Raw genomic sequence first — 24,948 nt, 5'->3', positions numbered from 1 at the left:
ACTCTCTATGTGTGCTAATACGCCACCGGCAAGGCTTATCGCTATTGCTCTTTCCTTACTGATAGCTGGCTGCGGAGGAAGCAGTTCCAGCAGCAAAAATTCACCGGCAAGCGAGCAGGTGAACCGTTTTGTCGACGCAGAGCGAGCGCAATGTATGCGCGATAGTGAGTACTTAAAAGTCGGGGAAGGCATCGACGCTCCCAGCAGGACGCTCGCGATTACCCCAGCGGCCGCAGGCACCGCTACCGGCAAACCCACCGGGAGTTGCGCTGACAATAACGAGTACCGCTTCGGTTCGGGTATTCACGACATCACCGGGCCGGTTGCCAATACCAGCGGCATGGGCTGGGAGAGCCCTACCCAGGTTCTCAGCGGTCTGCATCAGCGCCAGTACGCTCGCGCTTTCGCCATCGAGTCCCCCTGCAACGGCAAGCGCGTATTATTCATGTCCACCGACACCGGTATGGTGTTCGGCTCCATGCGTCAGGCTGTGTTGCGCGAAGTTGCCCAAGACCCTGAACTGTCTCAACACTATGGGCCCGACAATATCATGCTGTCAGCGACTCACACCCACCAGGGGCCGGCGGGGTACTCCCACTACGAGGGCTTTAATACCTTCCACTTTGGCTTTGACAAGCTGGTGCTCGACACGATCGTCGACGGTATGATGGCCGCACTGAGAATGGCCCACCAAAATATCCAGGCGCACCCAGAGACCGCCCCTATTCAGTTAGCGGTAGACGAACTCTTAAATACCAATATCAACCGCTCCTTGATTGCCTTTGAGCAAAACAGCCAGCAAGAGCGTGAGGAATTTATCAATACCCGCGGTGAAGAGATCACTGTCGACAAGCGCGTCGTGCAGCTGAATATGGTGCGCAAAAGCGGCTCAGCTGTCGGTGTTATCAACTGGTTTGGCGTCCACCCAACCGTGCTCGGCTCAGAACTGGACTTAGTCAGTTCAGATATCAAGGGCTATGCATCGCTCGGCTTCGAACGCATCATGAATACTCGCTACGGCGACACCGGCAATGGCGAAGACAACTTTGTCGCGGCCTTCGCTCAAAAGGATGAGGGCGATGCCTCGCCGAATATCTTTATTGTCGAACGTCCCCACCCCGACCCAACGCGTGGCGGCGGCGCCGACCCCTACGAGTCCAACGCCATCTCGGGGACAAAACAGCTCGCCAAAGCGCTGGACCTTTTCCAAACAGGCAAGGCGCTGAACGGCCCTATCGACTACCGCTTTTTCCACGTAAAAATGGACGAGGTCAGCGTTACTGACCCAGCCGTTCTCAATGCGCTTAACCACCCAGCGGAGCTGGATGCCGAAGAAATTCGCACGTGCTTGGCGGCAGTTGGCCCTGCATTTGGTGCGGGTGCCGAAGACGGCCCCGGCTTCACTCGCGAAGGAATTAGCTGCGACGGCGACCCCGACCTCATCGCGGCAGCACTTAGCGATATCGCAACGGCAACACAGGGCTTGATACCGCCAACACTGCTATCCAATGCAGTGCTCTGCAACCTTGACCAACTGCCTCTTCTCGATCTCTCCTGCCACGCCGAGAAGCCCATCCTTATTCCACTTGGCCCACCACTTTCCGCTGAGCCCAGCATCGTTCCTTTCCAGCTCTTCCGCATGGGGAATCTAGCGATTCTCGGTATTCCCTGGGAAGTGACCACGATGTCGGCGCGACGCATTCAAAAACAACTATTCCCGCTGTTGGCGCCAGTGGGCATCGACACCATTGTCGTCGCCGGTTTGGTCAACGAGTACTCCCACTACCTGACAACCCGCGAGGAATACTCAGTTCAACAGTATGAAGGTGGATCCACCATCTTTGGCCCGTGGTCTTTGGCTGCGGTGGAACAAGAAAGCCGGCGTCTGGCGCGCTCACTTGCCGAGGGCCAGGCCTCGCCCGAGGGGCCAAGCTACGTTGATGGCTCGCCAATTTTGATTCGCCTGCCCTATATTCCCAGTGACTTACCGGGCCTGGGCAAAAGCTATGGCGATGTTGTTACCGACACGCCCAGCAGTGCGGCGCCCGGCGACACCGTTACCGCCAGTTTCCAGGCCGGCCACCCACGCAATGATCTGAAAATACAATCCAGCTACGTGTATGCCGAACGCCTGGGAGAAGACCAGCAGTGGCAGGTTGTCGCTACCGACAAAGACCCCGAGCTGCTGTTCTCGTGGCAGCCTCTATTGCCCTCGCCGCTACCCATAGAGTTACCGGAAGTCGGGCCCTCTACGGCTGAGGTCACTTGGCATATTCCCCGCAACACGCCCGCGGGTACGTACCGCCTGCGTCATGAAGGTGCGGCACAAACCCTAGTACTACCAAAACAAGCCTACTCAGGGGTGTCGAGCAGTTTCACCATCTCCGAACCTATCTCAAACTGCCCCTAAGCACTTGCCCGGTCTCTATTTCCAAAGAGGCCGGGCATCGCCGTGATATTGATCCGAAAGGTACGTTGGCGCGCTATTTCATCAGTGGCAACATGGCCTTGAACTCTGGCCGCGCCGAATCCTTCAACAGCTCGTAAACCGCCATCTCAACGCTACTTAGCCCCGCACCATGCTCATGCATTTTTTGCAAAGCGAGCTGGTGATTACTAGCGGCTCGAGAGGATACTGCATCACTAATAACCTCTACCTGATAACCCCGCTGCAACATACCCACCACGGTTTGATACACACAGATGTGTGCCTCAATGCCACACACCATCCACTGCTTGCGACCGGAGGCTTCAAGGGGCTGAAGTGTTGATTCACAATCGCAGACACTAAACGTCGACTTAATGTGCGGCCTTAAGTCTACGAGTAATTCCGATAATTCCTCGACGGTTTCACCAAGCCCTTGTGGGTACTGCTCTATCCAAACAATAGGCACTGACAGTATTTGGCAGGCGCGAATCATCCGCCTTATATTGGCGATCATCGCTTCGCTGTCGTGCATCATCCGTGCAAGCTTGCCCTGCACATCAATAATCAATAAACCGGCATCGTGCTCATCCAACATGGGCGCCGTCTCCTCTGGCATGTGAATACCACAGGGTAAGGGTTTTCAACGCCCAGTTCAGCCTGACTAGACCAAGGTCTAATCCATTGCCATCGACGCTGGCTGGAAATTATTGCAGTAGTCGCGGGCACCGCTATCAAAGAAGCGCAGCGGCATGCTTGGGTAGGCAAAACTGGCCACCTGCGCAGCAGCCTTATCACTGATGGCTAAGCCCCACATTGCCAGGTATTCACGCATATCTCGCGAGGTACTCTGTGACAGCGCAATGGCCAACCAATCATTATTTGAAAGTGCGCGCGCCTCGGCGCGGGAGTAGGAAGAAAAGCCCAAGGCCTCACGCTCTGCCAGCCAGCTTTCGTCACTGTTGTCAGCACGATTAAAAATGCGATCCATAATGTGTAGGCGAGCCAGCAAATGCCAGCCATCACTGAGCACACCTTCTGCCTGAGCCGACATCATCATTTGTATTGTTATCGCCACGCCCTCAGACCAGCCGTTCAATTGTCGACGCTGCATATCTGCGAAGGGGTCCGCGCTGGCGCGGCTTTCAAGCAAGGCTTGCTTTAACGAATCAAACGGCAATGCCTGACACCCAGGGTCCTCACCCGTATCGAGAAAATACTGAGATTTAGCATAGTAGGAGTAGGGATTAGTGCTGGCATGGCCGTCCCAACCCGCGAATCTAAAGCGCCCACGCTCTAGGCCGTGGCCCAATTCGTGTAGGTCACCATGCCCTATCGGATTGAAAGACCAGTACGCATCGTAGGGATTTCCGGAACAACCGTAGCCGCACGTCGCTTGGTCGGCGTTCATATGCTTCACCACATCGATGGTGTCTAGCTGCCAACCCCGTTGCTCAGCGAATTGGTGAATCTCGCTGACACGGTCTATTCCCTCTCCTTGAAAGCCCGCCAGTACATGAGCGAAGTTATACATATAGCGCTCCGTCGCTTGGGCCAGCTCGGCGGCGCTGTGCCACTCGGCGATAGAGCTGCGCATTTTTTCCAGCTTGGAGTGAACTTCAAAGCCCGGTGTGGAGAGTTCTGCCCAGTCATAGTCGCCACGTGCCATCGCGGCGGCAAAATCAGCATTGTCACCCTCTCCCGCCCAGTAAGGGTGCTCTCCCACCTCGCTGAATTCAAACTCTACCTGTTCGTCATTGCGATCAAAGCCAATTTGGATAGGGCCCCCGTAGGCAGAGGTAAATCGCAAGGTCTGACCAGGCGCCAGCGCCAAAGCCTGACCCCGCAAAAATTTCGGACGCGAATAAGCATTCTCATTGAAGGGGTGGGTCGCGCCACTGCGCAGGGTATTCACAAAAATGGTGGTGGCCACCGCAGCGCTATCGATTCGCCTAACTGTCACCGTTCTGCCAGGCAACGCGTAGACACCCGCCGCACGAAAGTGCCGCCGACTAGTTAGCTTCACCCTGCGGCTAACTGGCCGAATGTGGCTGAAGTCACTGCGGCTAAAGTTCCCCATATCAGCGGGTACTGGATTAATATCCCGGCGCTGATACTGAACATGGTCGGCAAAATACGCCTGCAAAAACACCGGTGTCGGGGTGGTCAGTTTATCCATGGGAAAGCGCACTGTCTGCCGATAGCTATCAGCCAATAACAACAGCGACTTGTAATAACGCATTCCACCGCGATCAAAGAGCGGCTGAGACTGGCTATCCAGTTGCCGGAAAAACTGCTGCGCATACTCCGCCGCCTCACCGAACTCCTGAGCATACCCGCTCTCGACAGGGCAGTTTTTATCTGCACAGAGGCCCAAATCCACGCTGAAATCACCGGATTCAAACCGGGCAATGAGGCTATTAATCGCCTCCACTTCTACTGGAACACGATCTAGTTGCCCCCTCACGTCATAGCCCTCAACACTGAGCCGCCGCCAGTAATTATCGCCCGCATAGGTCACACCAAGCTGCTCGAAGATCGCCTCTCCCAGTGGCTTAAGGTCGCCATCGTGATGCATATATAAAAGTGGCTTACCTTCCGCCAACCACTGTTCAATCGCTCTGCGAGCGTCGTCGCCCGCCGCTCCTTCAGCAGATACTTGCGAGACAATCAGTAGGTCGGGCTGCGCTGCCAAACAGCCTGCCAGTGCCGAACCATCGCAGCTTTGGGGCGCATTGTAGGCCACTTGCTCGGGGTAGTTTTCCTCCAGCCACTGCCGGGTAGCAACGCGGTCCGGGAAATAGTAGCTTTGACTCATCTGGGCAATCACTACGTTAAATGTCGCCCGCTTGTCGCCGCCCCGCAACCAGTCCACGCTGTTGCGCAGCCATTGCTGCATCTGGCTATTTACCGCTGCGCTATCGCGATAGACATTGCGCATTGGATTACTCGCCAGCGCGACGAAAGCGGCATTGCGGTTCTTCCCCGCCTGCTTACCCGCGACAGCCAAGCCCTGCGATTGCACCGTGTAATCTGAGTGCGTTACCGAATTGCTAAACAAGAGCGTCGTATTCTCACCAAACGTGGCGGTCAGCAGCCCTGCATCGTGAGTCGGGTTCCAAGACACATCCGTCAAGCTACTGCCATCGCTGCGCGCCTGCCCGTGAATGTCTAAGTTAAACAACTGTTGGCGCAGTATCGCGCCTTGCGACACAGCGTCATTGGATGCCGCCTGCATGCTGTCAATAAAACGCTGTGGCCGGTCAACATAGCGCGCATCACCGGTACGCAGTGCCTGTTCCAATGGCTCAAAGGCAACATCAATCACAAACTCTACTGTCGCGGTCGCGCGGCCATCGCTCGCGGTCAAGGTGATCAATTCACCGCGCCCCACATCGCTTGCGGTCGGCACACCGCTCAAGACATACGTGGATTCGTCAAAGTTCAACCACCCGGGCAGTCCCGCAGTCCTTACCGTCACCGCATCACCATCGGGGTCGATCACCGTGGGCGAGAAGGAAAAAGCCCGCCCCTCTTGAGCGATGCCTGGCTGCCCCTGAATCTGTGGGGGCTGATTACCCGCTGCCGGTGCAGGCTGGCCGCCGTCACTTCCACTGGAGCCACCACCGCCACATGAAGCGAGTGTTAGTAGCATCAGAAAAATCTGTGGATTGAACTTCACGGCGAAACGTCTCCAAACACGCAGCACAGCACAAGGGCCGCAATGCTAAATTTATTTTATTGTGCTTAAGCCTAGCGGAAATGCGTTTGAACAACTGCGACATGTCACCCAGTTCACATCGAGCCGGCGCACCAAAAGGTGGCATCCACAGATAGGTGCGGTATATTCACAGGCTTTGCCCCGGCAGGGACGTTTTACCAGAGGGATATTTATGCGCGACGAAACCATTGCACTGCATCACGCCTACGAGCCAGATAATCAAAATGCCGTTGCCGTGCCGATTCACCAAACCTCGTCTTACTCGTTTGACAGCGCCCAGCACGCGGCCGACCTGTTCGACCTCAAAGTGGCTGGCAATATCTACAGCCGTATTATGAACCCGACATGCAGTGTGCTTGAGCAGCGTATTGCCGCCCTCGAAGGCGGTGTCGGCGCCCTGGCAATGGCCTCAGGCATGGCAGCGATTACCGCCGCCATCCAAACCATCGCTGAAGCTGGTGATAACTTTATTACCATTAGCGAACTGTACGGCGGCACCTACAACTTATTTGCCCACACCCTGCCTCGCCAGGGCATTGAAGCGCGCTTTGTCGACAAGGACGACTTCGATGGTATGGCGGCGCAAATCGATGCGCGCACCAAGGCCATTTACTGTGAGTCCATCGGCAACCCGTCTGGCAATATCGTTGATATTCGCCGCCTGGCTGATTTAGCTCACGCCCACGGCCTTCCCTTAATTGTCGACAACACAGTGCCGTCACCCTTTGTGTTGAAGCCCATTGAGCATGGTGCCGACATCGTTATCCACGCCGCTACCAAATACATTGGCGGTCACGGCACCAGTATTGGCGGCCTGATTGTCGACTCAGGCAAATTCCCCTGGGCTGAACACGCCGAGCGCTTCTCACTGCTGACGACACCTGATGTGTCGTACCACGGCGTAAATTACGCCAAGGATGTTGGCGAAGCGGCATTCATCACCCGTGCCCGCGTAGTGCCGCTGCGCAATATGGGCGCCGCGATGAGCGCCTTCAATGCCTTTCTGTTTTTACAGGGGCTGGAGACGCTGGCGCTGCGCATGGAACGCATTAATGACAACACGCTAGCCATTGCCCAATTCCTACAGGACCACCCCAAGGTCAACTGGGTTAGCTACGCGGGCCTACCCAACCACCGCGATCACGCGCTGGCCAAGCAGTATATGAAGGGTCAGGCGTCGGGCATCCTCAGCTTCGGCATTGACGGTGGCCGCGAAGCCGGCGCGCGTTTTTACGATGCCTTGCAACTGATTATCAGGCTGGTAAATATCGGCGATGCCAAGAGCTGTGCGGCTATTCCCGCCTCTACAACTCACCGCCAGCTCAGCGACGAAGAGTTACTAAAAGCCGGTGTTAGTGCCGACATGGTGCGCCTGTCGATTGGTATCGAACACATCGACGACCTGAAGGCCGACTTAAGCCAGGCACTAGAGCACGCGTAGCGTGCTCAAGGCGGCAGACATTGACACAAATTATAAATACTGTGCAATAATCATCGGCCAGTCATTTTAATAATAAGCAGGGCGCCTACGCGCCAGGCAAACAATGGTGGCCGCCTATGACGTTTCTTCGATGTAGCGCAGCGATTGCTGCGCTCCTTGTCGCCGCTTGCAACAACAGCAGCGATAGCCAAACCCAAAGTGACAATGCGATTGTCGAAACCTTTGTCACAGCGTCTCAGCACACAATAAGTCCCCTGGATATCAACCCTTCGTGCGTCCCCGACAGCGCGTCGAACTCGCCACTGCCTGAAGGGCTGCTGGTATTTAAGCGCGGCGAACAGCCTACCCGGCTCGTGGTGTTTAGCCATGGCATCGGCCACACCGTCCAGGCTAGCTGGCTGCCCCACATGCGGCGCGAATTGCGCCTAGCCCAGCACTATGAAAACAGCCCTGGCGGCGTTGCTTTTGTGGCCACCGACTACCGCGACAACCTGGGCTTTCCCACGCTACGCGGAGCTTACGACACCATTGCCGCCACAGAGTATGCTCTGGAAAAATTCCCCTCCATCGATACGGTATATCTATTTGGCGTGTCGATGGGCGGCGCGGTTTCGGGCACCGCCATCGTCGAATCAGCCGCCATCAGTGACGACGGCAAGGCGCTGTATGACTATTGGATTACCGCAGAGGGCGTCAGCCAACTCGTCGAAACCTACGGCGAGGCAAAAGCCGCCGCAGAAGCTACCGGCAACGCCACCGCCATGGCGGCGGCAGCGGGAATAGAACGCGACACCGGCGGCACCCCGGCAGAGTGCCCACTGGCCTATCAACGTCGCTCCCCCGCCTTGCACGCGGCGCAAATGCAACTGGGTGGCGTACAGGCCGCTACGGTTATTCACCCGGTCAACGATGGCTTAGTGCCCCACAACCAGGGCCGCGAGATGGCAGGTGCTTTGACGACGGCGGGCATCGCTACACAGTTTTTCACGGTGGTGGGCATTCCCGAGGGCCAAGACCCCGGCACAACCGGCACAGGCACTCTCGGCGCGGGGGAGGCAGATGGTACGCTCAATTTAGCCGGCCACGGCAGTGAGGCCGATGCCACCCATCCCGTGATGCGCACCGCCTTTGAGCAACTGCGCAAAATGCTGGACGGCCAGTACAACGCTGAAGTGCCCTATTTCGAGTGTATCGTCGACCATCGCGCCCCTGAAGACAGCTGTCACGTCGATCAATTTTAGTCCGCCCCCACCAGTGAGCAGGCCTCACAGCATCGGTGCGGATGTCGCCATGTGTTTAAGCAGGCGATAGCAGCTTTCACCAGACATTCGATAAGCATTGAAGTCGCTCACCGGCGAGAACTGCCGATAAAGGTCGCGTGTTTTCTGCGTCTCTGCGATGTAGCCCATTTGCCAGGCGCTAAAATCCCGCTCGGCAATTTCACGATAATCGAGCAAAACCGGGTTTGTGTGACGCGAGTCGTTGAGAATACGGTGGTAGATTGCGTTGATATTACTGCGGGAGCCTTCCAGGCACTGCAAGAAATAACGGCTATTAAAAAACAACACCCCCGTAACATTCAGTGCCGCATTGCGCTCGCGGGCCACACTCAAGATACTTTCAATATCGAGTTGGTCGAAGCCTTCAACAACCTCACTGGTATAAATCAGACGGGCTAAAAACATAATAGCGCTCCGCAGTCAGAGCCTCTTATGAAGACACAAGCGGTGATGCAGGTTGATACGTAGTTACCGTCACTGCTCGCGATACTGCGAAGGGGTTTGCCCCGACCAGCGCTTAAAGGCCTTTGCAAAGGCGCTCTCATCCGAGAAACCTAACTCCTCGGCTATGCCCGACACCGGCTCACCACGTTGCAAGCGCTCTTCCGCCATTTTTTGTAACAAGCTGCTGCGCAACAGCTTGAAAGTGACGCCCTCATGCTGGAGCTTACGTACCAAGTGGCGACCACTCATACCCAGTGCTTCGGCAACTCGCTCCTTACCCCACTGAGGCTGCTGGCGAAGCATTCGCTGCACGGCCATGCTGTATTCGCCCCGCTCCATGTCCTGCAACAGTTTATCGGCCAGCTTTTTCAGCTGGTCTCGAATCTCAATATTTGCCTGGATAAGCGGCGTGGCAACTAAGGCGGGGTCGAAAACCAGCGCATCCTCGGGGGCGTCAAACTGCAGCGATGCACCCAGCATGCGCTGATAGTCGGCCATAGGCGCGGCAGCGGCCGAGGTAAATTGTAGACACCGCACCGCAAACTCCCCACCACTGACCCAGCGCGCTAAATTCAGTACGCAGGCCAGCACCGCTTCCACGCGCTGGCGGCGGCAAGTTTGATAGTGGGGCTGATAGATTAACAGGCAGTTGCCACCAGCGTGACGCAGAGCAAAGTCGCCCCCTTCGCCCACAATGGGGTGATATTCCAGCAACAGGTCGAGTGCCTCGCCGAGGGTTTCGCAGCTCATCAGAAGCATGCCGACAAGGTCCAGGTGGCCGACCTGTAATCCCAGGCCAAGCTGTAAACCGACTAAGGGGTCATCAACGGCATCGCAGTAGGCCTGCCACAACTGATCTTGCACCGCCAAAGGCGTGCGCCCGGTTTCCGGCACACGGCGACTCAACGCGGGGGGAAGCTCAATACCCCGGCGCTCGGCGGCCTGCAACAAGCCTTGGGTAAACCGCAATGTGACGGTGGGTTCGGTCATAGTCCTGAATTGGCAGATTGCCGTCCTGAAAAAGCCGTTACGCGCAATAGCTGTTCAATTAAGCTGTATTGCAATAATGATAACAAGAGTATGTGCTATGTACGCATTAATTGGCGCTGGCCCGATGGGCTTGGCGGCTGCCCGGAATTTACAAAAGTACGACATCCCCTTTACCGGATTTGAGCTGCACAGCGATGTTGGCGGCCTGTGGGACATCGACAATCCACACAGCACTATGTACGACTCGGCCCACTTGATCTCGTCGCGCCACATGACCGAGTTCAAAGAGTTCCCCATGGCAAAAAGCGGTGCACCCTATCCGCATCACAGCGAACTGCGCCAGTATTTCCGAGATTTCGCCCAGCACTTCCGCCTCTACCCTCACTACCGATTTAACACCAAAGTGATTGATGCTAGCCCGCTCGACAATGGCGGCTGGCGGATCGTTAGCGAACAGCATGGCAAGCGCCATATCGAAGACTTCGACGGCCTGCTAATCGCCAATGGCACCCTGCATCACCCCAACGCACCAGCGCTGCCCGGTGAATATACCGGCGAGCTAATGCACTCTGCTGACTACCGCAATGCGGAAGTCTTTGCCGGCAAGCGGGTATTAATTGTCGGCTGTGGCAACTCCGCCTGCGACATTGCCGTGGATGCCGTGCACCGCGCGAGCGCCGTCGACGTGTCGGTGCGACGCGGCTACTACTTTCTTCCCAAGTTTATCGCTGGCCGCCCCACCGATACGCTGGGCGGTCTGATCCCGCTACCGAGGCCAATAAAACAGCGCCTTGACGCGTTGATGATTCGCCTTGCGGTGGGCAAACCCTCGGACTACGGCCTGCCCGATCCCGACTACAAAATGTATGAGTCACACCCGGTGATCAACTCACAGATGCTGCATCACCTTGGTCATGGCGACATCACCGCCCGCGGCGACATTGCCAACACCAACGGCCTCAGCGTCGAGTTCAGCAATGGCGAATGCGCCGACTACGACCTGATTTTGCAGGCGACCGGTTATCAGCTCCACTACCCATTTATCGACCGCAAGCACCTCAACTGGCAAGACGGCGGTGCGCCCTCACTGTATTTAAATGTGTTCCATCCCGAGCACCGCAATTTGTTTGTGATGGGCATGATTGAAGCAACGGGGCTTGGCTGGGAGGGTCGTAGCGAGCAGGCCGAGATGGTCGCTTTGTATATTCGTCAGCAATTAGTCGGCGGCAAAGCCGCCCAGCAATTGGAGCGCGACATCAAACGCCACTGTGGCCAGCGCCTCGATGGCGGCTATCGCTATTTGCAACTAGAGCGCATGGCCTACTACGTGCACAAAGACAGCTATCGGCGCAGCGTGAATCGGCATATTCAACAACTGCAACGAGACCTGCCACAGAGCGACGCCGCGTATGTACGCTGATATTCAAGTCGCGTTTAGCCCCCAGAGCCTGATCCTGCTTAACGGGATTCTAGCGGGCATGATCTTTGGTGTGTCCATGGGCCTGCGCCGTGACGACTTCGTTCGCGTATTGCGGCAACCCCACGCGCCCGCTGCCGGCTTGGTGGCGCAGTTTCTTCTACTGCCAGCAGCGACCTGCCTGGCGACAATCGCCTTCGCCGTGCCCGCAGAATTAGCACTGGGTATGATACTCATCGCCTCCTGCCCCGGCGGGACATTCTCCAATATTATGACCTGGCTGGGCCGCGCCAGTGTGCCCGTCTCGGTCAGCATGACCGCCGTTTCGAGCTTGGCGGCCATCGTGATGACCCCCCTTAATTTTGGCCTTTACGCGCAGCTCAACCCCGCCACCCGGGAGTTGCTGCGCGGCATTTCTCTGGAGCCAATGAATATCTTGCTGCTGGTCGCATTGGTACTAGTGCTGCCCATGCTACTGGGCATGGCCGTTGGCAAACGCCACCCTGAATGGGCCACCCGCGCCGAAAAGCCCATGCGCGCGGTCACCCTGCTGGTATTTCTGTGCTTTGTCGTGATCGCCTTCTCCCGCAACCAGCAGCTATTTATGGAGTACGCCGACCGCATCTTGCTGCTCGTTGCCCTGCAAAACGCTGGCGCACTGCTGCTTGGCGACTTGGCAGGGCGCGTTATCAAACTTCCCCAGGCCGAGCGCCGCGCCGTCACCATGGAGGTCGGCATACAAAATTCAGCACTCGGTCTGTCGATCATTTTCACGTTTTTCCCCCAGGCGGGCGGCATGATGCTTATCGCAGGCTTCTGGAGCTTCTGGCATTTGGCTGCCGGCCTTTGTTTGGCTTTTTACTGGTCGCGCAGCGCGGAGACTATTCATGCCTAAACGTATTCTCATTACCGGCGCCGGCGGCTATATCGGTCGCCAACTCAGCCAGCGACTCAGTGAAGATTACTCCGTGATTGGCGTTGATATTCGCCCTACTGACGACGCGAATCACATCCAGTGCGATATTCGCGACCCGAAGCTGGCTGACATTCTGAGCGAGCACCAGGTCAGCCACGTTGTGCACCTCGCCTCAGTACTCGAAGCCAGCGGCGACGAGCAGCGCGACTACGATATCGACGTGAACGGCACACGCAATGTTGTGCAATGTTGCCTGAAGGCCGGTGTACAACACCTCACCGTCACCAGCTCCGGCGCAGCCTATGGCTACCATCCCGACAACCCCAGCTGGATCGATGAAAGCGACCCGCTGCGCGGCAATGACGAATTTGCCTATGCCCGCCACAAGCGTTTGGTTGAAGAGTATTTAGCCGAGCAGCGCCGCGCGCACCCGGAGCTCAAGCAGCTCATTTTGCGCCCTGGCACCGTACTTGGGCGCCAAACCCACAATCAGATTACCCAGCTGTTTGAAAAGAAACGCCTGTTGGCTATTCGCGGCTCTGACTCGCCCTTTGTCTTTATCTGGGACGAAGACCTGCTCCGAATTGTGGAGAAAGGCATTATTGAATCCCAGGTGGGCATGTTTAATCTCGCCGGTGACGGCGCCCTGCGCATTGATGAAGTGGCAAAGCGTTTAAACAAACCCCTGTTGCGCTTACCTGCGGCGCTGCTTAAAACCGCTCTCGCGGTGGGCCATCGACTCGGCCTAAGCCGCTACCGGCCCGAGCAGATTAACTTCTTGCGCTATCGCCCGGTACTGAGCAATCGCCGCTTGAAAGAAGAATTTGGCTATCAACCGCAGTTGAGTTCAGCGCAAGTATTGGAACTGTTTATCGACCACGCCCGCGCCCGGGGGCAGCTATGAAGACAGTACTCATTACCGGTGCCGCCAGCGGTCTAGGCTGGGCGATGGCGCAACAGTTTTATCAACGCGGTGACTGCGTGTGGCTCGTCGACCGCGACGCCGAGGGACTGCAGCAACGCAGCGCAGCACTCGGCAACGAGCGTGTGCACACCGTTGTTGCCGACCTTGCCGATGCAGCCGCTATCGACGCTGTCGCTCAGGCCATCACCGCAAGTGGACGCCTGGATATCCTGGTGAATAACGCCGGTATTACCCACCGCTCTCTCGCCGGCCACACTGATCCGGCGGTGTTTAGAAAGGTAATGGCTATCGACTGGCAAGCCCCTGTATCGCTTAGCATGGCCTTACTCCCGCTGCTGCGACGCAGCCGCGGCAGTATCATTAACATTGGCTCAATGGCGGGCTGGATGCCGGTGCTCGGCCGAGCCGCGTATTGCAGCGCTAAATCTGCACTGAGTCAGTTCTTTGAAGTACTACGCGGCGAAGAACAGGACAATGGTGTGCACGTACTGATGGTCTACCCCGCCTTCGTGAACACCAATATCGAACAAAATGCCCTCGGTGCCGATGGCAACGCTGCGCGGCACGCACGCTCCACCCTCGGCGGCATTGGCGAGCCCGAACCGCTGGCCGCAGCAATTTTACAGGCCGCCGAACGGCGCAAACCACACTTGTTTCCCCATCGCGGCATTTGGTTGGCAAGCTTGCTGTGGCGCGTTGCGCCAACAACCTTCCACCGCCTAATGCGGCGCAAATTTGCCGTGGAACTGGAGCAGCATTAATGGACCCTTGGATTCTTCTGGCGATTTTCGTTTTTGTTGCCTACAGCATTGAAGCGATCACCGGCTTTGGCAGCATTGTTATCGCCCTATCACTCGGCGCCTTGTTGCTACCCATTGAGGCCATGCTACCCGTGCTGGTACCGCTGAATATCTGTATGACAGGCTACCTACTGGCCCGCCACCACCAGCACATTCATTGGCCCACCTTACTTAAGCTGATTCTGCCGTTAATGGTTAGTGGCACCTTGGCGGGCTATCTGTTGAGGCCCTGGCTCGGCGATCAGCTTTTGCAATTATTATTTGGCGCCCTGGTTGTCTGGTTTGCGGGGCGCGAGCTGCTGCGCGCCTATCGCGGTTTGAGCAGCCGCCGTCACGGCGCGCTGTGGACACGGGGCTGGATGCTGGGCGCCGGGATTACCCACGGCCTCTACGCCTCTGGCGGCCCGTTACTGGTCTATGCGTTGACGGGCACCCAACTTGATAAAGCGGCTTTTCGCGCCACACTGATCACCGTGTGGTTCAGCTTAAACAGCTTACTCACCGTCGTCTTCGCCATTGATGGAAGCCTCTACACCGCGCTACCCAAGGTCGCCGCAATTGCCCCGGTGTTAGTCGCCGGCGTCGTCGTAGGTGAATATCTCCACCACCGGGTAGACGAGCAACGTTTTCGCAATGTGGTTTACGCCCTGCTGCTTTTTACCGGTAGTTTGCTGATCATTACCGGCTTTTAAGCACACCAGAACACAAAAAACGATACATAATAAAAACGAGAAAACGCCATGACAACGCACAGCAATAGTAGAACGACCGCCCTAGGCATCCTTGCCTTAGCGCTGCTCAGCCCCAACGCCGAAGCCGAAAACCGCCCCCGCGTTTTAGAGGAGGTGGTCGTCACCGCGCAGAAGAGCCAACAAAGCCTGCAGGACGTTCCAATTTCAATCAGCGCCCTGTCTGGCGACTTTATGCAGGACAACGCCATCGGCGATTTGGTCGCCGTGTCTGCCTACGTACCCAATGTCAGAGTCGAGTTCACCAGCCCGTCCTCACCTCAGGTATTCATTCGCGGCTTTGGCACCAACAGTTTTAACCCCAGCTTCGAGCCTGCGGTAGGGCTGGTTCAGGATGAGGTGTTCTACGGTCGCCCCAGCTACTTCAGCGAATCGATGTATGACCTTGCACGGGTGGAAGTGCTGCGCGGCCCACAGGGCACGCTGTTCGGTAAAAATACGATCGCCGGTGTGTTCAATGTCAGCAGCCAAACTGTCCCCGCCGAGGAAGGCAGTGAAGGGAAGCTGAGCTACCGCGACGAAGAATACGGTGAACAACGTCTTGAGGCGGGCGTCGGGTATCGCTTTAGCCCCAGTCTCGGACTGCGCTTGTCCGCCATGAAGTGGCAGCGCGACGGCCGCCTGGAAAATACCAAACTCGAGCGAAAAGAGGACGACCGCGACCAAGACGCGCTGCGAGCAAAGCTCAATTGGCAACCGAGTGACCGCAGTGAACTGGAGTTTATTGCGCAGCAATCCGTCACCCGCGTTAACTTCTGGCCACGGCAGTTAATGAAGCTCGACGACGATACCCGAGACTATTTGCAAAACTTCGATCCCGAAATCGAAGATGACCCTTTCAACTTCCAAACCAGCTTTAATGAAGACGGCAAGCTCTACCAGCGCTCAGATAGCTTGGCCCTGCGCGGTAGCTATGACTTTGGTGAAGTGGCTGGCTTATCGCGACTGGACACCACCGCTGTCATCGGCCTGTCCTGGTTGGATGTCGAACAACGACAGGACCTGGATGTCTCCCCCGCCGATTTATTGACCTTGGACGAGGTCGACGATTATCGCCAACAAACTTTCGAGTGGCGCTTTAGCGGCGCGGCAGACAGCTTATTTGGGCTGGGTGGAAATGTTGAATTTATCGGCGGCCTGTATTATTTCCAGAGTGACTTTCGCATCATTGCCGACATTATTGCTGGCCAGGATATTGCCTCCTACGTGCTAACCAAAGATGCCCAGCAGCTACTAAGTGGCAGTAGTAATGTGCCCGGCAACCCTTTGGCCGGCACCTTGGCCGCCATCCTGCCGCAATTGACCAACCTACTTCAGGAAACCGATTACTACCGTTTTGACTATCGCCAGGACACCGCCGCCACCGCATTGTTTGGCCAGGTGAGCTGGGATATTAGCGAAAAGTGGGTACTTACACCGGGACTGCGCCTGAACCGGGAAACGAAGAAGTCCACTCCCACTGGCCAAGGCGTGTGCAGCAACCCATTGCTGCCCTGTATTACCGCAACCCTCACTGGCGGCCAGGACTACGCCCCCGGCGAGATTGAACGCACTGAAACCCAGTTATCCCCCAAGCTCACACTCAGCTACTTTTTGAACGACGACATTTCCTTTTTCACCAGCCTCTCCCGCGGCTTCAAAAGTGGTGGCGTTAATGCCATTTCCTTCACTGGCGAGCAGCTGGAGTTCGAGCCGGAAGAGGCGCAATCTTTCGAACTGGGCCTGCGTAGCCGCTGGCTCGATAACAGCCTACAGCTCAATATGACTGCCTACCGCATGGACTTTGATGACCTTCAGGTTCTTGCATTTAACGGTCTACTGTTCGACGTTACCAATGCCGCGGCTGCATTTTCCGAAGGTATCGAGAGCGAGATTCAGTGGCTCACACCCTATACCCCGCTCAGCATCAACGCCTCACTGGGCTACCTGCGCGCCCGTTACAAAAAATATGAAAACGGCCCGGCACCCATTAGCGATGGCATCGGCGCCAAACAAGACCTCAGCGGGAAACGCCTGGCTTTCGCGCCGGAGTTAACGGCCACAATAAGCCCAACGCTGGAGTATCAGCTGGGCAACCTTCTGCTGCGTGCCAGCATGAATATTCAGCATCAGGGTGAGCACTACACGGACACCGACCTGGACGACAATACGCGCATTCCCGACACCACAACCGTCGCCGCAAACCTGACACTGCGCAGTGACGAACAAGGCTGGGCGCTGACGGTTGGCGGCAAAAATTTAAGTGACGAGCGCAGCCTCAACCAAGTGATTGATACCGCGATGTTCCCGGGCACCTATAACCCAAGCCAAAACCCCGGCCGGAGCGTATTCGCCAGCATGAGCTACCAGTGGTAGGCAGCGACACTAACCGCTATTGCCAAATCCTATGAGAACGATAGATTTTTAAGATTTAATCTTAGCGATTCGAGCACGTATGATGCCTCCTTAATTTACCCAAGGAAGTAATACCCGTGCTTAACAACAGCGTTAAAAATACCCTCGCGGTCGTCGGCCTGTGCCTTGGCGGCCTTGCTACCAGCGCAACAGCCAACGCCGATGCCGCGCTTCGCGCCCAGGCACAAGCCTTTTTCAAACCACTGCCCGCGGCAATGCCTGGCAGCGAAAATGACACGCCCGAGCGCATTGCCCTAGGTGAACAGCTCTATTTTGAAACGGCGCTATCGACCAATGGTAGTCAGTCTTGCAACAGCTGCCACCAAGTGGACAACAACGGTGCCGGTGTCGACAACGAGCCCACCTCGCCAGGCGCGCTCGGCGAACGCGGCGGTCGCAACTCACCCACCTCGTTTAACGCCGGCTTTCACATTGCACAGTTCTGGGACGGCCGCGCCGCCGACCTGAAAGCCCAGGCAAAGGGCCCCATTCTCAACCCGGTAGAAATGGCCATGCCCGATGAAGCAACCGCTGAACAGCGGCTGCGTGACGCGGGTTACGCAACAGCCTTCGCCAAGGCCTTTCCCAATGCTGAGCCCGCGCTGAGCTACGACAATATGGCCGAAGCGATTGCCGCCTTCGAGCGCACGTTGATTACCCGCGACCGTTTTGACGAGTTCTTGGCGGGCGACGACCAAGCACTGAGCGCAGCGGAAAAGCAGGGCTTGAAAACCTTCATTAGCACGGGCTGCATCGCCTGCCACAGCGGCGCGACATTGGGCGGCACCATGTACCAAAAAATGGGTGTGGTGAATGCCTATACCAATACCAGCGACATTGGCCGTCAGGAAGTAACCGGCAAGGCGAGCGACCGCTTTGTGTTTAAGGTGCCAGCGCTGCGCGATATTTCACGCACCGCGCCCTACTTCCACGATGGCGCGGCCAAAACGTTGGACGAAGCGGTAAAACAGATGGCGTGGTTACAACTTGGCCGCTCACTCAGCGACGCTGACACGGCGAGCATTGTCACCTTCCTGAACGCATTGGAAAATACCCGGCCAGTAACCTTAAGTTCAGTTAAATAAGTTCAGCGAAATAAGCGCACAAAAAAACAGCGGCAAGAGCCGCTGTTTTTCCCTCTGCGGATAGGCTATTGCGCAGCGCCCCTTATCAAGCGCTTCTCGCCACGCTCGTGTCCTAAGCGCGCCTGCTCGACAACATAGTGCTTGATCGCGATGGCTTCATCGTTATCAATAAACTCACCTCTCGCGGGCATGCCCATGGAGGCCAACGCACCGTCGCGCACAATGGCAAGCCACGCGTCGTCGAGATCATTAATGCGGTAACGCAAATCGGAAATCAGCCCCGCACTAATGGCATTGCCGCCGTGACAGACCGCGCAGTAGAGGTTGAACAGCTCACGCCCTTTCGCAATGTCTTCATCGCTTGCCGCCGCCAATGCGGGCTTTGGCAGGGCTTGCTCAACAACAGGGATGCGCGGCAGTTCGGTATTGGCACCGAGCTTAAAGACCAGCACGCGGCTAATATTGATCATATTCCTCGGGCCAGATACCGCTCCGTAGGGCAGGCCACTGATACCTCCCCAGCCCTGGGCAATGGCAATGTACTGCTCACCATCAAGCTCATAGCTCATCGGTGCAGCCATCAAACCTCCCTGTACATCTTTTTGCCAAAGCAACTTCCCGGTATCGGCCGCGCGGGCGCGAAACTGCCCGTCCAAGTCTCCTTGAAATAGCAAGTTCCCCGCCGTGGACAGCAAGCCGCTGGCCGAGAAGTAGCCGCCCTCAATTCGCCAGGCATCGGTATTGCTAACAGGGTCCCTCGCGATCAGCACCGACTGCAGCAGCATTTCACCCATTGCCTTGCGTTGCTCTACTGTCACCTGGTCGGGCACCTCGAGCATTGCTTCAACAGCGTAGTTGGTATTCCAGGTGCCCTTGCGGTCCTTCGCGGAAAAGTCGTCTGAATAGATTGCCCCCGAACTCATCGCCGGAATGTACACCAAGCCGGTTTGCGGGCTGAATGACATGGGCTGCCAATTGTGGGCGCCACTGGGCGCGGGTCGCACCATGCCCGGGAAAGTACCATCGCGCAGGCCCGCGGCTTCCACCGGCCGCCCCGTTTCCATATCCACATGGCTCGCCCAGTTTACGGGCATGTATTTCTCAGCTGACAATAATTCGCCGCTGCGGCGATCGAGCACATAAAAGAAGCCGTTTTTCGGCGCTTGCATAATGACCTTACGCTCGACGCCATCAATCTCTAACTCGGCGAGAATCATGTGCTGTGTCGCCGTGTAGTCCCAACTGTCGCCGGGGGTCGTTTGGTAGTGCCAGACATACTCCCCAGTGTCAGCTTTCACGGCCACAATCGACGACAGGAATAAATTATCGCCTTTGCCATCACTGCGCGCTTTGCGGTTCCAGCTCGAGCCATTGCCAACCCCGATGTAAAGCAGATTCAGCTCGGGGTCGTAGGCGAAAGAGTCCCAAGCGGTACCGCCGCCCTTGCCATTTTCCCACCATTTACCGTGCCAGGTTTTGGCGATCATTTTCTGGGTGTCGTCTTCAAAGCCCTTTGCCGGATTGCCGGGCACCGTATAAAAACGCCAGTCCAGTTCACCGGTCTTTGCGTCAAAGGCACTCACATAACCGCGAACGCCGAGTTCGGCACCGCCGTTACCGATAATGACGCGGCCGTCGACAATACGCGGCGCACCGGTAACGGTGTAGGGGTCTTGCTGGTTTATTCGGGTATCCACCTGCCATTGCAGCTCGCCTGTGTGCCTGTCGAGGGCACTCAAGCGGCCATCATAACTGGCGACGTAAACAGCGTTGCCCCAAAGCGCCACCCCACGGTTAACCCCGTCGCAGCAGCCATTGACGCCGTAGTCCTTGGGAACCTTGGGGTCGAAGTGCCAAAGCAATGCGCCGTTACGTGCATCAAAGGCGAGCACGTGGCCCCACGACGCCGTTACATATAGCACGCCGTCTGCCATTAGCGGCGTGCTCTCAATGCCGCGACGCGTGGGCAAGTCGGCATACCACGCCAGGCCCAGCTCACTTACCGTGTCATCGTTGATCTGCTTGAGCGGACTAAAACGCTGCTCGGCATAATCACGTCCGTGACTCACCCACTCACCGGGCGCGGCAGCAATGATTCGTTCAGCATTAACAGGCTGGCTATCAGCGCTGACCTTCGTGTCAACGTCGCGGCTACAGCCGCTTAGGGTCATCGCGAGCAGCACAGTACTGCTCAACAGGCGCATTGCAGTCTTCATAGCAATTCCTATTTATTGGTTTTCTGGGAAGCACGGGGAGCAGCTACGCTCCCCTATTGAGACACTGGCTAAATGACGAGCGATCAGCCCTTGAGTTTTAGCAGCAGGTTGTAGAAGCGCGTGGCGAAATTGCCATAGGGTGGGCGCAGCCACTCCATCGGTGAGAAACCGGGCTGATAGTAGATCGGACGCAGCTTACTGAAGGTGATAAACCCTTCATAGCCGTGATAGTGACCCATGCCACTGCCGCCCACACCACCAAAGGGCAGATCGTGCTGAGCAAGGTGGAACAGCGCATCGTTAACCGTTACGCCACCCGACATGACCCGCTCAATATACATGTCGGCCAACTCGCGCTTCTTGGTGAAAGGGTAAAACGCCAGCGGGCGGTCATGGGCATTCACGTAGTCGACCACCTCGGACGGGGTGTCGTACTCCAACACCATTAACAGCGGGCCGAAAGTTTCGCGCTGGCGAATGGTCATTTCGGGCGTGGTGTCCAACACCAGGTGCAGCGGCAGTTTTCGCGCCTCGATATTCGCGTCTTGGTCGTTCAGGTTGATGACCGTTGCCCCCTTCGAACGCGCATCCTCAAGCGTCGCCTGTAATCGCTGCATCGAGCGGTCGTCAATAATTGAGGTGTAGTCTTGATGATTAATATCAGGGCAGTGCTTGGCAACGTAGCGTTTGGCCTCGTTCACAAAGGCTTCTCGTTGGCTGCTGTGCACGAATACATAGTCGACGTTGGTGCAAATTTGCCCGGCATTGAATTGCTTGATGAACATGATTCGTCCAACGGCTTTTTCAATCGGGTAGTCTGGGTCAATCACCGCAGGGGCCTTACCGCCTAGCTCTAACACCACTGGTGTCAGATTTTGCGCTGCGGCAGCCATCACCGACCTGCCGGTCTGGCCTGAGCCGGTAAACACGAGCAGGTCGAAGGGGATCTTCGAAAATTCGATACCGACACCGCCGGTTTCATCAAAAAACTGCAGCTTGTCTTCAGCGAAGTACTTGGCGGTCAACTCGCGAAGCAAGGCGCTCAGTGCGCGCGAGTTCTCAGACATTTTCACCATGGCGCGATTGCCGGCGGCAAAGGCTTGGGCAATGGGCACAAAGCTGAGGTTTACCGGAAAGTTCCACGGTACGATGATTCCCACCACGCCCAAGGGCTGGGGAATGACACGGTTGCGACCGCCGGGAAACATGGTGTGATCAACGTGGCGTTTTTGTACGCGCATCCATTTTTTTAGATGCTTGATCACATCGTTGATGGCATCGGTTACTGCGATGATTTCCGCAAACAAACTCTCGTGACGTGAGCGATTGCCATAATCCTGACAGATCGCATCAATAATCGCTTCGCGGTTGTCGCTAAGCATGCTCTTCAAGCGCTGAAGGTCTTGTTTGCGCTCGCTGTAGCTGGGCACTGGCGCGGCCAAATAGGCCTGGCGCTGTAGCTCAAATGCCTGGTGAAGTGGTACAGCAATCTCATTGACGGCGGGTTGTATTGCGTTCATAGCCTTCCCCTTGTTTATCGTTTTATCAGGTTTGGCGATCGCACAACGCTTGGCGGCGAGTTTTCACCCTCCAAGTGCGACCGAAATCATCACTTGAGGGCGATGTTACCGCCGAACACACCGCTAGGCGATGTGAAGAGCGGACAGATTCAACCCGCCTAGCGCAATAGCAGCAGCGGCTTTTGGGTCTTGCTGAGCATTTTTGCCGTAAAGCTACCCAACAGCACATCGCGAATGCGGTGGTGGCTGTACGCCCCCATAACGGTGAGATCGATCCCTTCTTTCGCCTGGTAACTGATGAGTGCCTCGTCGATCTTTCCCTGCAGCTGCACACTCTCGTGCGCTATGCCCGCCGCCGTGAGCCGGCGACTGCCATCCGCTAAAATCTCCGCCGCCCGTTTGTCGTCGCCAACGTAAACCAGCTTGCAGGGAATGTCTTTGAAGAGCGGGCTGGCGGCCACCATGTCCAGGGCCTTCTGAGACGCCTCGGTGCCGTTATAGGCAAGCATGACGTTCTTCGGTGCACTAAACGCACTGTTCACCACCAGTACCGGCCGGTGCAAGCCGCGAATAACACTTTCCAAATGCGCACCTAACTGCCCCGCGTGATGCTCCTCTCCGCGCACGCCCATCACCAGCACGCGGATATCTTGCTCGTTCTCAATCAGCGATTCCTGCAGACTGCCGTGGCGCTGCCAGCACTCAACCTGTTCCACGCCATCTGCATGCACCCGTTCTTCGGCTGCCTTGAGCATCAATTTACCCTTCTGCATCAACAGCCTGCTGCGCTCTTGCTCAACCCGGGTGAGCTCTTCCAGCAGCTCTTCCTGACTGCCAAGGCCAATACTGCCGCTTAAATCGGCCACCGCCGCCTGCGGGCGATGTTCAAGATTGTGCAGCAGCTTAACCGGCGCCTGAACGCGGCTGGCGATCCACGCCGCGTAGTCGCACACGGCAGTGCTAAGTGCGGCGCCATCAATGCAGGCCAAGACATAGTTATCCGTCATCAGTGGGCTCCCAGCACTTTTTCAATTTCTTCGGGTTTATCGTGAATACCAAAGCGATCGACAATGGTTGCCGTGGCATCGTTTAAGCCAATCAACTCGACCTCTGCACCTTCTCGGCGGAATTTGATGACCACCTTGTCCAAAGCGGCAACGGCAGAAATATCCCAAAAATGGGCGCGGCTCAGGTCTATGACCACCTTATCAAGGGCTTCCTTAAAGTCAAAGTTTGCCGCGAAGCGATCCGCTGAATTAAAGAACACCTGACCGACGACACGGTAGTTGCGCTGGCCGCCGCCCTCTTTGAGCACGCTGTCCACATACATGAAGTGGCTGACCTTATTGGCAAAGAACAGCGCCGCGAGCAGCACACCCGTCAGCACCCCGAAAGCCAGGTTATGGGTCCATACCACAACCGCCACCGTGGCAAGCATAATAATGTTGGCCGACAGTGGGTTAGTCTTAAGCCCCTTGATGGAGGACCAGTTAAAGGTGCCGATCGACACCATAATCATTACCGCCACCAGCGCTGCCATCGGAATACGCGACACCCAATCGCTGAGAAAAACCACCATCGTCAGCAACATCGCCCCAGCAAAGAAGGTCGACAAGCGGCCTCGGCCACCCGACTTAACATTGATAACCGACTGACCGATCATGGCACAGCCCGCCATACCGCCGAGCAAGCCCGAGAAAATATTGGCAATACCCTGGCCTTTACACTCGCGGTTCTTATCGCTGCCCGTGTCGGTGAGGTCGTCGACGATCGTTGCCGTCATCAGCGACTCCAGCAAACCCACCACCGCCAACGCGGCCGAGTAAGGAAAGATGATCTGCAGTGTTTCCCAGTTCAGCGGCACGTCTGGCCACAGGAACATAGGCAGCGTGTCGGGCAGCTCACCCATGTCGCCTACCGTGCGAATGTCCAAACCGACAATGAGGCTAAATGCCGTGAGCGTCAGGATACATACCAATGGCGACGGAATAACCTTGCCCACTTTAGGCAGTAGCGGGAACAGGTAAATTATCCCCAGACCCGCCGCCGTCATAGCGTAGACATGCCACGTTACGTTAGTGAGTTCGGGCAACTGCGCCATAAAGATCAAAATGGCCAGGGCATTCACAAAGCCGGTGACCACCGAGCGCGACACGAAGCTCATCAGCTGGCCTAGCTTTAGGTAGCCTGCAATGATCTGCAATACCCCGCAAAGCAAGGTCGCGGCTAGCAAATACTGCAAGCCATGCTCCTTAACGAGGGTAACCATCAGCAGCGCCATCGCCCCCGTGGCCGCCGAGATCATCCCCGGGCGGCCGCCGACGATGGCAATGACCACCGCGATACAAAACGACGCATACAGGCCGATTTTGGGGTCTACGCCCGCGATGATGGAAAAAGCGATCGCTTCGGGAATCAGCGCCAGCGCAACCACTAAACCAGCGAGGATATCGGCGCGGATATTGCCGAGCCAGTCTTCTTTTTTCGACAGTAGTAACATGAAAAACTCGATTTCTTTGGGGGTAATTTCAGGGCTGTCGACACAATGGCCGCAGCGAGCCGAAGAGGCATCAAGCCAGCTCCGGCGAGGAATTTTCGGCGATTATACAGAGATTGACCGGGGGC

Annotated in this window: 18 protein-coding genes; 10 read left to right on the top strand and 8 right to left on the bottom strand. The window is 56.6% G+C overall.

Translation table 11 applies throughout. From position 1 onward, the window contains the following. Window positions 1-7 precede the first annotated feature (7 nt). Entirely contained in the window at window positions 8-2,410 is a 2,403-nt protein-coding gene (locus B3K78_RS03330) for a neutral/alkaline non-lysosomal ceramidase N-terminal domain-containing protein (RefSeq protein WP_286694276.1), read from the top strand. A 73-nt stretch (window positions 2,411-2,483) separates the two neighbouring features. Here B3K78_RS03330 and B3K78_RS03325 read toward each other — a convergent pair whose 3' ends face one another. Continuing rightward, the gene (locus B3K78_RS03325) at window positions 2,484-3,023 is read right to left on the bottom strand and encodes a hydrolase (protein WP_286694275.1); all 540 of its coding nucleotides are present in this window, start codon (window positions 3,021-3,023) and stop codon (window positions 2,484-2,486) included. 78 nt (window positions 3,024-3,101) lie between these two features. Next, window positions 3,102-6,107, bottom strand: a complete 3,006-nt coding sequence (locus B3K78_RS03320) for an ImpA family metalloprotease (RefSeq protein WP_286694274.1) — start codon at window positions 6,105-6,107, stop codon at window positions 3,102-3,104. Window positions 6,108-6,318: 211 nt separating this feature from the next. Here B3K78_RS03320 and B3K78_RS03315 point away from each other — a divergent pair, with 211 nt between their 5' ends. Both B3K78_RS03315 and B3K78_RS03310 read left to right on the top strand, forming a co-directional pair. Beyond that, complete coding sequence (locus B3K78_RS03315; RefSeq protein ID WP_286694273.1) at window positions 6,319-7,587, top strand: O-acetylhomoserine aminocarboxypropyltransferase/cysteine synthase family protein; 1,269 nt, start codon at window positions 6,319-6,321, stop codon at window positions 7,585-7,587. Window positions 7,588-7,703: 116 nt separating this feature from the next. Further along, entirely contained in the window at window positions 7,704-8,828 is a 1,125-nt protein-coding gene (locus tag B3K78_RS03310) for an alpha/beta hydrolase family protein (protein ID WP_286694272.1), read from the top strand. A gap of 24 nt (window positions 8,829-8,852) precedes the next feature. Here the strand turns inward: B3K78_RS03310 and B3K78_RS03305 are convergent, their stop codons facing one another. Together B3K78_RS03305 and B3K78_RS03300 are read right to left on the bottom strand one after the other, a co-directional pair. Further along, complete coding sequence (locus B3K78_RS03305) at window positions 8,853-9,272, bottom strand: BLUF domain-containing protein (protein WP_204995082.1); 420 nt, start codon at window positions 9,270-9,272, stop codon at window positions 8,853-8,855. A gap of 69 nt (window positions 9,273-9,341) precedes the next feature. Continuing rightward, window positions 9,342-10,301 (bottom strand): AraC family transcriptional regulator, encoded by a 960-nt coding sequence (locus tag B3K78_RS03300; RefSeq protein ID WP_286694271.1) that lies wholly within the window; start codon window positions 10,299-10,301, stop codon window positions 9,342-9,344. A gap of 97 nt (window positions 10,302-10,398) precedes the next feature. Here B3K78_RS03300 and B3K78_RS03295 point away from each other — a divergent pair, with 97 nt between their 5' ends. The 7 genes from B3K78_RS03295 to B3K78_RS03265 all read left to right on the top strand — a co-directional run bounded on the left by B3K78_RS03295 (window position 10,399) and on the right by B3K78_RS03265 (window position 18,587). Next, complete coding sequence (locus B3K78_RS03295) at window positions 10,399-11,721, top strand: flavin-containing monooxygenase (RefSeq protein WP_286694270.1); 1,323 nt, start codon at window positions 10,399-10,401, stop codon at window positions 11,719-11,721. After that, a complete protein-coding gene (locus tag B3K78_RS03290) occupies window positions 11,711-12,613 on the top strand; it encodes a bile acid:sodium symporter family protein (protein ID WP_204995079.1) in 903 nt (300 codons plus the stop codon). Before B3K78_RS03295 ends, B3K78_RS03290 begins: the two co-directional genes overlap by 11 nt. After that, the gene (locus tag B3K78_RS03285) at window positions 12,606-13,538 is read left to right on the top strand and encodes an SDR family oxidoreductase (protein WP_286694269.1); all 933 of its coding nucleotides are present in this window, start codon (window positions 12,606-12,608) and stop codon (window positions 13,536-13,538) included. The genes B3K78_RS03290 and B3K78_RS03285 overlap by 8 nt, the downstream gene beginning before the upstream one ends. Further along, window positions 13,535-14,320: an SDR family NAD(P)-dependent oxidoreductase gene (locus B3K78_RS03280; RefSeq protein ID WP_286694268.1), complete on the top strand. Its 786-nt coding sequence runs from the start codon at window positions 13,535-13,537 to the stop codon at window positions 14,318-14,320. The genes B3K78_RS03285 and B3K78_RS03280 overlap by 4 nt, the downstream gene beginning before the upstream one ends. Then, on the top strand, window positions 14,320-15,051 hold the full coding sequence (locus B3K78_RS03275) for a sulfite exporter TauE/SafE family protein (RefSeq protein ID WP_286694267.1): 732 nt from the start codon (window positions 14,320-14,322) through the stop codon (window positions 15,049-15,051). The genes B3K78_RS03280 and B3K78_RS03275 overlap by 1 nt, the downstream gene beginning before the upstream one ends. Window positions 15,052-15,099: 48 nt before the next feature. Further along, window positions 15,100-17,463 carry a TonB-dependent receptor gene (locus tag B3K78_RS03270; RefSeq protein WP_286694266.1) on the top strand — a complete coding sequence of 788 codons (2,364 nt, stop codon included), beginning with the start codon at window positions 15,100-15,102 and terminating at the stop codon, window positions 17,461-17,463. A 116-nt stretch (window positions 17,464-17,579) separates the two neighbouring features. After that, complete coding sequence (locus B3K78_RS03265; RefSeq protein ID WP_286694265.1) at window positions 17,580-18,587, top strand: cytochrome-c peroxidase; 1,008 nt, start codon at window positions 17,580-17,582, stop codon at window positions 18,585-18,587. Window positions 18,588-18,652: 65 nt separating this feature from the next. On the opposite strand, the gene B3K78_RS03260 is transcribed toward B3K78_RS03265, so the two are convergent. The 4 genes from B3K78_RS03260 to B3K78_RS03245 all read right to left on the bottom strand — a co-directional run bounded on the left by B3K78_RS03260 (window position 18,653) and on the right by B3K78_RS03245 (window position 24,823). Further along, window positions 18,653-20,803, bottom strand: a complete 2,151-nt coding sequence (locus B3K78_RS03260) for a PQQ-dependent dehydrogenase, methanol/ethanol family (protein ID WP_286694264.1) — start codon at window positions 20,801-20,803, stop codon at window positions 18,653-18,655. 83 nt (window positions 20,804-20,886) lie between these two features. Beyond that, window positions 20,887-22,323 carry a coniferyl aldehyde dehydrogenase gene (locus B3K78_RS03255; protein WP_286694263.1) on the bottom strand — a complete coding sequence of 479 codons (1,437 nt, stop codon included), beginning with the start codon at window positions 22,321-22,323 and terminating at the stop codon, window positions 20,887-20,889. Between the two features lie 158 nt (window positions 22,324-22,481). Next, window positions 22,482-23,330, bottom strand: coding sequence for a universal stress protein (locus B3K78_RS03250; protein WP_204995072.1), 849 nt, complete (start codon window positions 23,328-23,330; stop codon window positions 22,482-22,484). Next, complete coding sequence (locus B3K78_RS03245) at window positions 23,330-24,823, bottom strand: SulP family inorganic anion transporter (RefSeq protein WP_286694262.1); 1,494 nt, start codon at window positions 24,821-24,823, stop codon at window positions 23,330-23,332. Before B3K78_RS03245 ends, B3K78_RS03250 begins: the two co-directional genes overlap by 1 nt. Window positions 24,824-24,948: the final 125 nt, after the last annotated feature.

Source organism: Spongiibacter sp. UBA1325, assembly GCF_002306875.1.
Taxonomy (GTDB): Bacteria; Pseudomonadota; Gammaproteobacteria; order Pseudomonadales; family Spongiibacteraceae; genus Spongiibacter; species Spongiibacter marinus.
This window is presented reverse-complemented; position numbering and strand designations above follow the sequence as displayed.